Source organism: Xanthomonas sp. GW (assembly GCF_014236815.1).
Lineage (GTDB): Bacteria > Pseudomonadota > Gammaproteobacteria > Xanthomonadales > Xanthomonadaceae > Xanthomonas_A.
Map to the genome: position 1 here is coordinate 2713858 of NZ_CP051189.1, position 13989 is coordinate 2727846.

Genomic DNA, 13989 nt, shown 5'->3' on the forward strand with positions numbered 1-13989 from the left:
CACGGGCGCCGCGCCGCTGCCGACGAAAAGCCGGCGCATTTGTGGCACGGCACATGCATCAGTCCCCCTGCCCCTCGCGGATCTGGGGGCCACCATCAGAGGAATCGGGTCATGAATCAGGCTTTGTGGGTCGCCAAGACCGGACTGGATGCGCAGCAGACGCGCATGTCGGTCGTGTCCAACAACCTGGCCAACACCAACACCACCGGCTTCAAGCGCGATCGCGCCAGCTTCGAGGACCTGCTGTACCAACAGGTGCGTCAGCCTGGCGGCGCGACTTCGGCGCAGACGCAGTTGCCCTCGGGCCTGCAGCTGGGTACCGGCGTGCGCGTGGTGTCCACCTCGAAGGATTTCGAGCAGGGCAATCCGCAGCAGACCGGACGCGCGCTGGACGTGATGGTCAACGGCCGCGGCTTCTTCGAAGTGCAGATGCCCGACGGCACTTCGGCCTACACCCGCGACGGCAGCTTCCAGATCAACTCGCAGGGTGAGCTGGTCACCAACAGCGGCTATGCGATCCAGCCCGGCATCCAGGTCCCGGAAGGCGCGCAGTCGCTGACCATCGGCACCGACGGCACGGTCAGCGTGCAGGTCGCCGGCACCGCCGCGGCGCTGGAGATCGGCTCGTTGACGCTGACCGATTTCATCAATCCCTCGGGCCTGCAGGCCAAGGGCGGAAACCTGTATGCGGAAACCGCCGCCTCCGGCCCAGCGCAGAACGGCACGCCCGGCCTCAATGGCCTCGGCACCACCGTGCAGGCCTCGCTGGAAGGCAGCAACGTCAACGTGGTCGAGGAGCTGGTCAGCATGATCGAGACCCAGCGCGCCTACGAAATGAACGCCAAGGCGATCTCCACCACCGATTCGATGCTCGGCTATCTGAACAACAACGTCTGATCCCGACACTTCTTCTGGAAACCGCCATGTCGCGTCCGTTCTCCTTCTCTCTCATCGCTGCGCTGGTCCTGCCCACGCTGCTCGGCGGCTGCGCCGGCCTGGGTATCGCCGCCGGCGACGTGCGCCCGTACGCGCCGATGGCGCCGATCGTGCCGGTGGTGGCGCAGGCCGCGCAGCCGACCGCCGGGGCGATCTATGCCGCCGGCCCGAGCCTGTCGCTGTATTCGGACCGTCGCGCGCGCGACGTCGGCGACCTGCTGACCATCACCCTGGTCGAAAGCACCAACGCCAGCACCACCGCCAATACCAGCATCACCAAGAAGGACGCGGTGACGATGGCCACGCCGACCCTGCTCGGCGCGCCGCTGACGGTCAACGGCGTCAACGTGCTGAACAATTCCACCAGCGGCGACCGCAGCTTCGCCGGCAAGGGCAACACCGCGCAGAGCAACACCATGCAGGGCAGCATCACCGTGACCGTGATGCAGCGCCTGCCCAACGGCAACCTGGTGATCCAGGGGCAGAAGAACCTGCGCCTGAACCAGGGCGACGAACTGGTGCAGGTGCAAGGCATCGTGCGCGCCGCCGACATCGCACCGGACAACACCATTCCTTCCAGCAAGGTCGCCGACGCGCGCATCGCCTACGGCGGCCGCGGCGCCGTCGCCCAATCCAACGCGATGGGCTGGCTGAGCCGCTTCTTCAACTCGCGCATCTCGCCGTACTGAGGCCTGCCATGAATCTTCTGTCCCTGTCCTGCCGCCTGCTCGCCGCGTTCGCGCTGTGCGCCGGCCTGGCCGCCCCGGCCGCCGCCGAACGCATCAAGGACCTGGCCCAGGTCGGCGGCGTGCGCGGCAACGCGCTGGTCGGCTACGGCCTGGTGGTCGGCCTGGACGGCAGCGGCGACCGCACCAGCCAGGCGCCCTTCACCGTGCAGAGCCTGAAGAACATGCTCGGCGAGTTGGGCGTCAACGTGCCGTCGAACGTCAATCCGCAGCTGAAGAACGTGGCCGCGGTGGCGATCCACGCCGAACTGCCGCCGTTCGCCAAGCCCGGCCAGCCGATCGACATCACCGTGTCCTCGATCGGCAACGCGGTGTCGCTGCGCGGCGGCTCGCTGCTGATGGCGCCGCTGAAGGGCGCCGACGGCCAGGTCTACGCGATCGCCCAGGGCAGCCTGATCGTCGGCGGCTTCGGCGCGCAGGGCAAGGACGGTTCGCGGATCTCGGTGAACGTGCCCAGCGTCGGCCGCATTCCCAACGGCGCCACGGTGGAGCGCGCGCTGCCGGACGTGTTCGGCAGCAGCGGCGAGATCACCCTGAACCTGCACCAGAACGATTTCACCACGGTGTCGCGGATGGTCGCGGCGCTGGAGAGCACCTTCGGCCCCGGCAGTGCGCACGCGGTCGACGGCGGCACCGTCGCGGTGCGTTCGCCCACCGACCCGAGCGCGCGCATCGGCCTGCTGGCGCGGATCGAGAACGTGGAACTGTCGCCGGGCGCGGCGCCGGCAAAGGTGGTGGTCAATGCCCGCACCGGCACCGTGGTCATCGGCGCGCAGGTGCGGGTCAGCCCGGCGGCGATCTCGCACGGCTCACTGACCGTCACCATCAGCGAAGGCACCCAGGTCAGCCAGCCCAACGCGCTGAGCAACGGCCAGACCGTGGCCTCGCCGAAATCCACCATCACCGCCACCAACGAAGGCAGCCGCATGTTCAAGTTCGAGGGCGGCACCTCGCTGGACCAGATCGTGCGCGCGGTCAACGAAGTCGGCGCTGCGCCGGGCGACCTGATCGCGATCCTGGAAGCACTGAAGCAGGCCGGCGCGCTGAGCGCGGAGCTAGAGGTCATCTGACATGCGTATCTCGGCCTCCCCCATCGAACTGAACGCGGCCACCCAGAACGATCCTGCGCGGATCGACAAGGTGTCGCGCCAGTTGGAAGGACAGTTCGCGAACCTGCTCGTGAAGAGCATGCGCGACGCCAGCTTCGGCGATTCCCTGTTCCCGGGCGAGAACCAGACCTTTCGCGACATGTACGACCAGCAGATGGCCAAGGCGCTGACCGAGGGCAAAGGGCTGGGCCTGGCGGCGATGATCGCCAAGCAACTGGGCGGCGGCAAGAGCGCCGACGCGCCGGCCACCAATACGTCGATCGGCGCCGCGCAGGCGGCCAAGGCGTATTCGCTGGTGTCCGGCCAGGGCGGCGGCAGCGCCGGCAACAGCGCCAGCGCCGGTGCCTCCGCGCTGGCCGATAGCGGCGCAGTCGCCGGCGCCGGCGCCGCTGCCTGGGGCGGCCTGGACGCCGACGCGCCGCAACACCAGGTCGCGCGCGTGCTCGATCTGATCGCCGGCCGCGAGACCAGCGCCATGCACGAAGCGATCGGCAGCAATCCTGCCGACGGCAGCGCCACCGTGGCCTGGACCGGGGCCGACGACCGCTGGTCGGATCTGGCGACGACGGCGGCCGACGACAGTATCGGCATCGATGCCAGCGCCAGCGCCGCCGCCAAGGCGGCCGCGGCCAGCCTCGGCGAGCGCACCCCGGAAGGCTTCGTCGCGCAGATCTGGCCCCACGCGCAGAAAGCGGCCAAGGAACTGGGCGTGGATGCGCGGGCGCTGGTGGCGCAGGCCGCGCTGGAGACCGGCTGGGGCCGCCGCGGCATTTCCCGCGGCGACGGCGCCAGTTCCAACAACCTGTTCGGGATCAAGGCCACCGGCTGGAGCGGCGAGCGCGTCACCACCGGCACCCACGAATACGTCGGTGGGGTCAAGCAATCGCAGACCGCCGATTTCCGCGCCTACGCCTCGCCGGCCGAGAGTTTCGCCGACTACGTGCGCCTGTTGAAGACCAATCCGCGCTACCAGCAAGCGCTCAATGCCGGCACCAACATCCATGGTTTCGCCCAGGGCCTTCAGCGCGCCGGCTATGCCACCGATCCGTCCTACGCCGCCAAGATCGCCGCGATCGCCGGCGGCCCGACCATCGGCCGCGCCGTCGCCGCGATCGGCAGCGCCGCCGCCAGCGGCATCGAACGCGCGTTCGCCAGCACTTCCGATCCGTCCAACAGCGTCCTGCGCTGAGGTAGCCGCCCATGTCCGTCCTGTCCACCGGCACCAGCGCCCTCATCGCCTTCCAGCGCGCCCTGGCGACCGTGAGCCACAACGTCGCCAACATCAACACCGACGGCTACAGCCGGCAGCGCGTGTCGTTCGCGACCACCACGCCGACCCAGTACGGCTCGGACTACATCGGCAACGGCACCAAGATCACCGACATCTCCCGCGTCGCCGACCAGCTGGCGACCTCGCGGCTGCTGGACAGCGGCGGAGAACTGGCGCGGCTGAAGCAGCTGTCGAGCCTGTCCGACCGCGTCGACGGGCTGTTCTCCGACAAGGCCACCAACATCTCCGGGCAGTGGTCGAATTTCTTCGACGCCACCACCGGGCTGTCGTCCAACGCCTCGGCCACCGCCACCCGGCAGAACGTGCTGGACAACGCCGCCTCGCTGGTCACCCGCTTCAAGCAGCTCAACGGGCAGATGGATTCGCTCGGCAACGAGGTCAACAACGGCCTGCTCTCGGCCACCACCGAAGCCAACCGCCTGGCCAGCGAGATCGCCAAGATCAACGGCCAGATCGGCGGCGACTCCAGCTCGGCCGCGCCGGACCTGCTCGACCGGCGCGATGCGCTGATCACCCAGCTGGTCGGCTACACCGGCGGCAACGCGATCCAGCAGGACGGCGGCGCGATCAACGTCTACACCTCCGGCGGCCAGGCGATGGTGGTCGGTACCACCGCCTCCACCCTGACCACGGTCACCGATCCCTACCAGCCCGGGCGCCTGCAGGTCGCGCTGAAGGCACAAGGCACCACCATCACCCTGGGCGACAGCGCGCTGGGCGGGCAGATCGGCGGCCTGCTCGAGTTCCGCAGCAGCGTGCTGGACCCGACCAAGGCCGAACTGGGGCGCATCGCCACCGGCCTGGCGGTCACCTACAACCAGCAGCACAAGGCCGGCGTGGACCTGTACGGCAATCTGGGCAGCGACTTCTTCTCGCTGTCTGCGCCCAGCGTCAACTCCAATGCCGCCAACACCGGCAGTGCCAGCTTCAGCGCCAGCGTCGGCGACCTGAGCAAGCTCGACGGGCAGAACCTGCTGCTGAAGTTCGACGGCAGCACCTGGACCGCCAGCCGTGCCGACACCGGCGCCAGCGTGGCCATGACCGGCACCGGCAGCAGCACCGATCCGTTCGTGGTCAACGGGGTGACCCTGCAGGTGTCCGGCAGCGCCGCCGCCGGCGACAAGTTCCTGCTGCAGCCCACCGCCAACGCGGTCACCGGCCTGGCGGTGGCGATCACCGACCCGTCGCGCATCGCCGCGGCCACGCCGGTCACCGGCAGCGCCGACCTGGACAACCTGGGCACCGGCAAGGTCAGCAACGTGCGCGCCACCAACGCCAGCAACGCCAATCTGCTGACGCCCTCCAGCATCGCCTTCATCGACGCCAACCAGTACACCATCGACGGTGCCGGCCCGTTCGCCTACACCGCCGGGCAGACCATCAGCGCCAACGGCTGGAGCATGACCCTGGACGGCGCGCCGGTCGCCGGCGACACCTTCGCGGTCAAACCCACCGGTGCCGGCTCCAGCAACAACGGCAACGCGCTGACCCTGTCCAACCTGGACGACGCCAAGGCGTTCAACGGCGGCACCATCACCCTCAATGGCGCGGTGTCCGGACTCACCACCACGATCGGCTCGGCGGCGCGGCAGGCGAGCTACGCGGCCGACGCGCAGGACGTGATCCACACCAGCGCGCAAGACGCGCGCGACTCGGTGTCCGGCGTCAACCTGGACGAGGAAGCCTCGGACATGTTGCGCCTGCAGCAGGCCTACCAGGCCGCCTCGCAGTTGATCTCCACCGCCGACACGATGTTCCAGTCCATCCTGGGTGCGATCCGATGAGCAACCGTATTTCCACCGGCATGATGTTCAGCCAGTCGGTCAACAACATGCTGGGCAAGCAGGCCAAGATCTCGCATCTGGAACAGCAGCTGGCGACCGGCCAGCGCTTGGTCACCGCCGCCGACGACCCGGTCGCCTCCGGCACCGCGGTCAACCTGGACCGCGCGGTGGCCGAGCTGGAGCGCTTCGGCCAGAACGCCAACAACGTGCAGAACCGCCTGGGCCTGCAGGAGAACGCGCTGTCGCAGGCCGGCGACTTGATGGCACGTGTCAACGAATTGACCGTGCAAGCCAACAGCTCGGCGTTGACCACCGACAACCGCAAGGCAATCGCCGCCGAACTCAAATCCTTGCACGCCAGCCTGCTCAGCCTGTCCAACAGCACCGACGGCAGCGGCCGCTACCTGTTCGCCGGCGCCGCCGACGACAAGGCGCCGTTCGCGGTGGTCAACGGCAGCGTGGTCTACAGCGGCGACCAGACCCAGCGCAGCGTGGAGGTGGCGGCCGACACCCAGGTCGCCGATGCCCTGCCCGGCAGCGAGATCTTCATGCGCATCCGCACCGGCGACGGCACCGTCGATGCGCATGCGGCCAGCACCAACACCGGCACCGGGCTGCTGCTGGACTACAGCCGCGACTCCGGCGCCGGCGGCTGGAACGGCGGCAGCTACAGCGTCGCCTTCACCGCCACCGACGCCTACGAAGTGCGCGACAGCACCGGCACCGTGGTCACCACCGGCACCTATGCCGCCGGTGAGACGCTCAGCTTCGGCGGCCTGAAGATGCGCCTGGACGGCGCGCCGGCGGTCGGCGACAGCTTCCAGATCGGCGCCTCCACCAACAAGGACGTGTTCTCCACCATCACCGATCTGGTCAACGTACTGAACTCGGATCCGCTCACCGCCACCGACAAGGCGGCGATGCAGAACACCCTGCAGTCGTCGATGCGCGACATCAGCCAGGCCTCGGCGAAGATGATCGATGCGCGCGCGGCCGGCGGCGCGCAGCTGGCCGCGCTCGACAGCGCCGCCGAACTGCGCGAATCCAACGAAGTGACGCTGAAGACCACCCTGTCCTCGCTGCGCGACCTGGACTACGCCGATGCGATCGGCCAGTACCAGCTGGAACAGGCCGCGCTCAAGTCGGCGCAGACCATCTTCACCCAGATGCAGTCGATGTCGCTGTTCAACATGATCCGCTGAATCCCGACTCCACTCTATAAGCGAAGGCCCGGAGCGCGGCGACGCCTCCGGGCTTTTGCCGTTATACCGAGTTCGTCATCGCTGCCGGGTCTTGGAAACGTCATCAACGGACCGCTAAAGTTTGGCAAAGCGCGGCCGAAACAAGCTCTTCGCCGCGCGTGCCACAGGCTCCCGGTTCGCCGCATCGCGATAATTTCCGCAGCGAATCGCTAAAGGTTGTTGACATCGCGCCGTTATTTATCTCAGCAGCGGCAACGGCCAATTGATGGCCCCCCTGCGGAGGCTCCAGGCACCGATGGGTTGCCGGATAAATCGCTTAGAGGAGATATCAAAATGGCACAGGTAATCAACACCAACGTAATGTCGCTGAACGCTCAGCGTAATCTCAACAGCACCAGCGCGAGCATGGCGACGACGATTCAGCGTCTGTCCTCCGGCCTGCGCATCAACAGCGCCAAGGACGACGCCGCCGGTCTGGCGATCTCCGAGCGCTTCACCACCCAGATCCGCGGCCTGGACGTCGCCTCGCGCAACGCCAACGACGGCATCTCGCTGGCGCAGACCGCTGAAGGCTCGATGGTTGAAATCGGCAACAACCTGCAGCGTATCCGCGAGCTGTCGGTGCAGTCGGCCAACGCCACCAACTCCGCCACCGACCGCGAGGCGCTGAACTCGGAAGTCAAGCAGCTGACCTCGGAAATCGACCGTGTCGCCAACCAGACCAGCTTCAACGGCACCAAGCTGCTGGACGGCTCGTTCTCCGGCGCGCTGTTCCAGGTCGGCGCCGATGCCGGCCAGACCATCGGCATCAACAGCATCGTCGACGCCAACGTCGATTCGCTGGGCAAGGCCGGCTTCGCCGCCACCCAGACCGGTTCGGCCGCTCTGGCCTCCGGCACCGCGACCGCCAGCGGCAGCTTCTCCGGCATGTCGGTCAACGGCGCCAGCATCGCCTCGGTCGCCGTGGCCGTCGGCGACACCGGCAGCGACATCTCCAAGAAGATCGCCGCCGCGATCAACGACAAGCTGGACCAGACCGGCGTGTATGCCTCGGTCGACAGCACCACCGGCGCACTGAAGCTGGAATCGCTGAAGGCCGGCAAGGACTTCTCCTTCACCGCAGGCTCGGCCACCGGCGCCACCGGCGTCACCTTCAGCAGCGCAGGCATCGCCACCTCGGCCACCGCCGTCGCCGGCACCACCAGCACCCTGGAGGACCTGGACATCTCCACCTTCTCCGGTGCGCAGAAGGCCCTGGAAATCGTCGACAAGGCGCTGACCGCGGTCAACTCCTCGCGCGCCGACATGGGTGCGGTGCAGAACCGCTTCACCTCCACCATCGCCAACCTGAGCTCCACCTCGGAGAACCTGTCGGCCTCGCGTAGCCGCATCCGCGACACCGACTACGCCAAGGAAACCGCCGAACTGACCCGCACGCAGATCCTGCAGCAGGCCGGTACCGCGATGCTGGCGCAGGCCAAGTCGGTCCCGCAGAACGTGCTGAGCCTGCTGCAGTAACAGCCCGCTCGACACCGGCAAGACCAAAAGCCCCTCCGCAAGGAGGGGCTTTTTTGCGTCTGGCCGCCCGCAGGCACAGGATTTGCATGACCTCCCGGGCATCGCCGACGCGTGCGCGGCCTCAAGAACTGTCGTCCGCCGCCGATACCCCTATCTACCGCTGGCCTCCGTGCCCGCTATCGTAAGGAAGCCCACCCATGGCTACTTCATCGCTGTCTTCCGTCGGTTCCGGCATGGACGTCGCCGCAGTCGTCAAAACCTTGGTCGCCGCCCAGCGCGCACCGCAGGAAAACCGGATCAACGCCGACGGCACCGCGTCCAGCGCCCAACTTTCGGCGCTGAGCACGATCAAGGGGGCGCTGTCCAACCTGCAGACCGCAATGAACGCGATCGCCAAGAGCGCCGACAAGAGCGCGGTCAAGGCCACCGTCGCCGACGGCGCCGGCTATACCGCCAGCGTCACCGAGAGCGCCACCGCCGGCAACTACAGCGTGGAAGTGGTGAAGCTGGCCGAACGGCAGAAGCTGACCTCGGCCGCCTATGCCGACGACGCGGTGGTCGGCGACGGCACCTTGACGATCGGCTATGGCGACAAGACGCTGAACGTCACCGTTGCCGAAAACAGCAAGCTCAGCGACGTCGCCGCCGCGATCAACAAGGCCGCCGGCGGCAGCGGCGTGACCGCCAGCGTGGTCAGCGCCGACGACGGCGACCACCTGGTGCTCAATGCGGTCGATTCCGGCACCAAGGGCGCGCTGACCATCACCAGTGCCGGCGGCAACGGCGGACTCGCCGCGCTGACCTACAGCAGCGGCAGCAGCGGCGGCCTGACCCAGACCGTGGCCGCGGCCGACGCGGTCGTGCGCGTGGACGGCTTCGAGCGCACCTCCAGCAGCAATGCGATCGCCGACCTCGTGCCCGGCGTCACCTTGAACCTGACCAAGGCCGCGGAAGGCACCAAGTACAGCCTGAGCATCGCCAACGACAGCAGCAGCCTGAAGGCGAACCTCACCGCGTTCGTGACCGCCTACAACACCGCCAACACCTTGCTGAAGTCCTCCAGCGCCTACGACGCCACCAACAAGAAGGCCTCGGCGCTGACCGGCGACTCGATGGTGCGGGGGCTGCAGCAGTCGCTGCGCAAGCAGGTCAGCGACAACACCGTGGATCTAAAGGCGATGGGAGTGACCATCGACAAGAACGGGACGATGAGCTTCGACAGCGCCAAGTTCGACAGCGCCATCGCCAGCGACCCGGCCTCGGCCAAGGCGATGTTCGGGACCGACGGCAGCTTCACCGCCGGTGTGACCACGCTGCTGAACAGCAATCTCGACGTCACCAGCGGCACCATCACCCAGCGCACCGCCACGCTCAACAAGCACATCACCGACCTGACCGACCAGCTCAGCGACCTGGACAAGCGGATGGACACGCTGACCACCAACTACACCGCCAGGTTCACCGCGATGGACACCATCGTCGCGAAGATGCAGACGATCAGCCAAAGCCTCTCCCAGCAGTTCTCTTCGTAGCGGCAACGGCATCGGAATGAAAGACGCTGCCGGCGCTCAAGTCCGACCGGGCAGCGGCCGATATCTTTAGCATCGACAGTCATTCCGGACTGGCAGCACGTACCGCCGCCGCGGCGCCTTCGCCGTCCGGCGCGGCAGCGCGGCACCAGGCCACCCGAGGGAGTTTTCCATGCACGGTTCCAGTCGCCAATACGCCGAGCAATACCGCAAGATGAGCGTGTCCACCAGCATCACAGATGCCGACCCGCACAAGCTGGTGGCGCTGCTGTTCGCCGGCGCGTGCCAGCGCATCCGCCAGGCCCAGGCCTGCCTGGCGCAGGGCGACCAGGCGCGCAAGGGCAAGGCGATCGGCGAAGCCTGCGCCATCGTCGGCCACCTCAACGGCTCGCTGGACCACGAGGCCGGTGGCGAGATCGCCAACAACCTCTCGGCGCTGTACGACTACGTGATGCACCGGCTCACCGAAGCCAACCTGCACAACGACGACAGCGCGCTGGTCGAATCGCTGGAACTGCTCAGCGAGATCGATGCGGCGTGGAATGCCATTCCCGTCCAGCAACGCGAACTCGCCGCGGTCGCCGCCGTATGATCGCGGTCAGCATCGAGGCGCTGCACGCCGAACTGCAGCAGCTGCAGTTGGTGCTGCAGGGCGACGACCACGCGCTGGCCGAGCGCATGGTCGCCGAACACGAGCAGAACCTGCGCGAATACCTGCAGCAGGCTGGCAATGACGTCTCGCGCGAAGGCATCGGCTCGCTGCTGAAACTGCAGCAAGCGGTGATCGCGCAGATGCTGCAGGCGCGCGACGAGGCCGGCAACTGGCTGCGCGCCAACCGCCTGTCCAACAATGCCGCGCGCGCCTATTCGCAGGCCGGATCGCTGAGATGAACAGCGCGTCCGACGGCGCCGTACACCACCCTGCCGAAGCCGAGCTGTTCCACGACACCCTCAGCTGCGAACTGGCGTTGCCGGCCGACTTCAAGCTGGGCAATGGCATCGGCCGCTTCGGCGCCGGCGAAGCCCTGCTGCGCGGCCTGGCCCAGGTCGAGGACCTGCGCAGCGAGGACGGCGGCGAAGAGCGCAGCGACCAGCCGCTGCAACTGCAGCGCATGGACGCCAAGCTCGATTTGATGCTGGTGCTGCTCGGCCGCCTGGCCCGGCAGCACGAGGAAGGCCTGCCGCTGCGCCCCGTGCGCTGGTCGCGCCGAGGCCTGAGATTGGAACTGGGATCGCGCTCGGGCGCGCTGCCGGGCGCGGCCGGCTTGCTGCGCCTGCAGCCTTCGGACTGGCTCCCTGATCACCTGGAACTACCGGTCCAGGTACTGGCCGAAGCCGCCGCTGGCGGCGGTTTCTATCTCTGGCTACGATTCGAGACACAGCCGCCAGGCCTGGAAGAGGCCCTGGAACGGCACCTGTTCCGCCTGCACCGGCGGCAGATCGCCGACAGCCGGCGCGCGCGCTGAATCGCCCGCGGCCGCCCCGCCGCGACACCGCGTGGTTGGCGGCGACGGCGCGCTCGGCTAAGGTGCGGTACTAGAGTAGAGAGATCTTCCCACTGTGCGAGTCATCATCGTCGACGATCACACCCTGGTCCGTGCCGGCCTGAGCCGGCTGTTGCAGACGTTCGCGGACATCGACGTGATCGCCGAGGCCAGCAACGCACAGGAAGCCGTGGACCTGGCCAGCCTGCACCGCCCCGACCTGGTGTTGATGGACCTGTCGCTGCCCGGGCGCAGCGGCCTGGACGCGCTGACCGACGTGCTGCACACCTCGCCCAAGACCCGCGTGGTGATGATGTCGATGCACGACGACCCGGTGCATGTGCGCGACGCGCTGGACCGCGGCGCCACCGGCTTCGTGGTCAAGGATGCGGCGCCGCTGGAACTGGAACTGGCGCTGCGCGCGGCCAGCCTCAACCAGGTGTTCCTGAGCCCGCAGATCTCGTCGAAGATGATCGCGCCGATGCTGGGCCGCGAACGCCCGGTCGGCGTCGCCGCGCTGTCGCCGCGGCAGCGCGAGATCCTGCGCCAGATCGGCCGCGGCCAGAGCAACAAGGAAATCGCCTCGGACCTGGGCATCAGCGTCAAGACGGTGGAGACCCACCGCGCACGGATGATGGAATCGCTGGGCTGCCGTCGCGCCAACGATCTGGTCCTGCTGGCCGCGCGCCACCAGAACGAACTGATCTGAGCGCAGCCGGGAACGGGTTCCCGACGCGCCGCACTGGCATGCGGCTTGCCTTAACCGCTCAGCTGCCGCCGTGAAACCGTCGAAGCCCGCCAGCGTTGACTCTGCAGCGCCGATCGACCGGCGCCCCCTACGCCGATGTAGGGATTTTCCCCACATGCTGTCGGGAATTTGACTACCCCGCTCAGGAACGCCCTGATTCTGTTACCGTCAGATGGCAAGCACTATGCATTCCACGGGCGCCAGAGGGTTGGCGCCAAACCGAGGAAGTTCGCATGAAGCCGACCGTCTCCGCCCAGCTTGGCCAGCAACTCCACCTGACCCCGCAATTGCTGCAGTCGATCCGGCTGCTGCAACTGGACGGGATGCAATTGGAAATGGAAATCCGGCGCGCGCTGGAAACCAATCCGTTGCTGGAACTGGAAGAGCCGGAAGGCGTGCTCGAGCCGGTGGTAAACCACGACGACACGCTGGAAACCGCCGCGTTCGACGAGCTGCCCGAATCCTCGATGTGGGACATCCCCGCCGCCGGCCGGAGCGAAGGCGAAGACGACCGCATGCAGCGCATCGCCGCCGGCGAGTCCACCGACCCGCAACTGCGCGTGCTGCAGCGCCTGGCAATGGAACTGGACGAGCGCGACCTGGAAGTGGCCGCGTTCTGGCTGGAGCACAGCGACGATGCCGGTTATCTCGACGGCGCGCTGGACACGCTGACCCTGCTCGCCTGCGCGCGCTTCGACCGCTCCGCCGCGCAGGTGGAAGCGATTCGCCAGCGGCTGCTGCACGGCGACCCCGCCGGCTTGGCCGCCTGCGACCTGCGCGAATGCCTGAGCGTGCAGCTGGCCGCCCTGCCCGGCCGCGTCGCCGGCCGCCATCTGGCCGCACGCATCCTTGCCGGCGATCTGAACCTGCTCGCCAGCCACGATTACCCGCTGCTGGCGCGCCTTCTGGACGCCGAAGCCGACGACGTGCGCGAAGCGGTGCGACTGATCCTGTCGCTGCAGCCACGCCCCGGCGACAGCCTGCTGCCGGAGAACCTGGGTCACGTGATCCCGGACGTGGTCGCCTGGCACAGCGACGGCACCTGGCGGGTCGCGCTGAACCCGGCCACCACCCACCGCGTCACCGTCAACCCGATGCACGAGCGCGCCCTGGCCGAGGCCGGCGAGGCGGCGGCACCGTTGCGCGAGATGCTGCAGGAGGCGCGTTGGCTGACCCGCGGCCTGTCGATGCGCTACGAGACCCTGCTGCGCACCACCCGCACCATCGTCGAACGCCAGGCCGCGTTCCTGGTCAGGGGCGAGGAAGCGATGGCGCCGCTGACCCTGAAGGAAGTGGCCGACGCGATCGGCATGCACGAATCCACCGTGTCGCGCATCACTACCGGCAAGTACCTGCAGACGCCGCGTGGTACCTTCGAACTGAAGCATTTCTTCGCCGTACGCCTGGAAGGCGCCGCGGTTTCGGGACAGGCGGTGCGCGCGATGGTGCGGCGCCTGATCGAATCCGAGCCGTCCGGGCGGCCGCTGGCCGACGAGGCGATCGCCGGCCTGCTGTCGCGCCAGGGCGTGAACGTGGCCAGGCGCACCGTGGCCAAGTACCGTGAACAACTGGATATCGCCCCCGCCCGCGAACGCCGTCGCGCCAAACCGCTGCTGGCCCGCGCGGGCTAAGGAAACAATGC

The 13989-nt window shown here is 68.0% G+C and carries 13 protein-coding genes; all 13 read left to right on the plus strand.

Annotated elements, in window-relative coordinates:
* The first annotated feature begins 111 nt into the window (after positions 1-111).
* The 13 genes from flgG to rpoN all read left to right on the plus strand — a co-directional run bounded on the left by flgG (position 112) and on the right by rpoN (position 13978).
* The gene (flgG, locus tag HEP73_RS11710) at positions 112-897 is read left to right on the plus strand and encodes a flagellar basal-body rod protein FlgG (protein ID WP_185812893.1); all 786 of its coding nucleotides are present in this window, start codon (positions 112-114) and stop codon (positions 895-897) included.
* A 26-nt stretch (positions 898-923) separates the two neighbouring features.
* Positions 924-1625 carry a flagellar basal body L-ring protein FlgH gene (gene flgH / locus HEP73_RS11715; protein ID WP_185820140.1) on the plus strand — a complete coding sequence of 234 codons (702 nt, stop codon included), beginning with the start codon at positions 924-926 and terminating at the stop codon, positions 1623-1625.
* Between the two features lie 8 nt (positions 1626-1633).
* On the plus strand, positions 1634-2752 hold the full coding sequence (locus tag HEP73_RS11720; RefSeq protein ID WP_185812895.1) for a flagellar basal body P-ring protein FlgI: 1119 nt from the start codon (positions 1634-1636) through the stop codon (positions 2750-2752).
* Position 2753: 1 nt separating this feature from the next.
* The gene (gene flgJ, locus HEP73_RS11725) at positions 2754-3980 is read left to right on the plus strand and encodes a flagellar assembly peptidoglycan hydrolase FlgJ (RefSeq protein WP_185820141.1); all 1227 of its coding nucleotides are present in this window, start codon (positions 2754-2756) and stop codon (positions 3978-3980) included.
* Between the two features lie 11 nt (positions 3981-3991).
* Complete coding sequence (gene flgK, locus HEP73_RS11730) at positions 3992-5866, plus strand: flagellar hook-associated protein FlgK (RefSeq protein WP_185820142.1); 1875 nt, start codon at positions 3992-3994, stop codon at positions 5864-5866.
* Entirely contained in the window at positions 5863-7068 is a 1206-nt protein-coding gene (flgL, locus tag HEP73_RS11735; protein ID WP_185812898.1) for a flagellar hook-associated protein FlgL, read from the plus strand. Before flgK ends, flgL begins: the two co-directional genes overlap by 4 nt.
* A 333-nt stretch (positions 7069-7401) precedes the next feature.
* Positions 7402-8586, plus strand: coding sequence for a flagellin (locus HEP73_RS11740; RefSeq protein WP_185820143.1), 1185 nt, complete (start codon positions 7402-7404; stop codon positions 8584-8586).
* A 197-nt stretch (positions 8587-8783) separates the two neighbouring features.
* Positions 8784-10118 (plus strand): flagellar filament capping protein FliD, encoded by a 1335-nt coding sequence (gene fliD, locus HEP73_RS11745; protein ID WP_185820144.1) that lies wholly within the window; start codon positions 8784-8786, stop codon positions 10116-10118.
* 169 nt (positions 10119-10287) lie between these two features.
* The gene (gene fliS, locus HEP73_RS11750) at positions 10288-10707 is read left to right on the plus strand and encodes a flagellar export chaperone FliS (RefSeq protein WP_185812901.1); all 420 of its coding nucleotides are present in this window, start codon (positions 10288-10290) and stop codon (positions 10705-10707) included.
* Positions 10704-11006, plus strand: a complete 303-nt coding sequence (locus HEP73_RS11755) for a hypothetical protein (RefSeq protein WP_185820145.1) — start codon at positions 10704-10706, stop codon at positions 11004-11006. The genes fliS and HEP73_RS11755 overlap by 4 nt, the downstream gene beginning before the upstream one ends.
* Entirely contained in the window at positions 11003-11581 is a 579-nt protein-coding gene (locus HEP73_RS11760) for a PilZ domain-containing protein (protein ID WP_185812903.1), read from the plus strand. Before HEP73_RS11755 ends, HEP73_RS11760 begins: the two co-directional genes overlap by 4 nt.
* Before the next feature lie 94 nt (positions 11582-11675).
* Positions 11676-12308, plus strand: coding sequence for a response regulator (locus tag HEP73_RS11765; protein ID WP_185812904.1), 633 nt, complete (start codon positions 11676-11678; stop codon positions 12306-12308).
* 272 nt (positions 12309-12580) lie between these two features.
* Positions 12581-13978, plus strand: coding sequence for an RNA polymerase factor sigma-54 (gene rpoN / locus HEP73_RS11770; RefSeq protein WP_185820146.1), 1398 nt, complete (start codon positions 12581-12583; stop codon positions 13976-13978).
* The last annotated feature ends 11 nt before the right edge of the window (positions 13979-13989 follow it).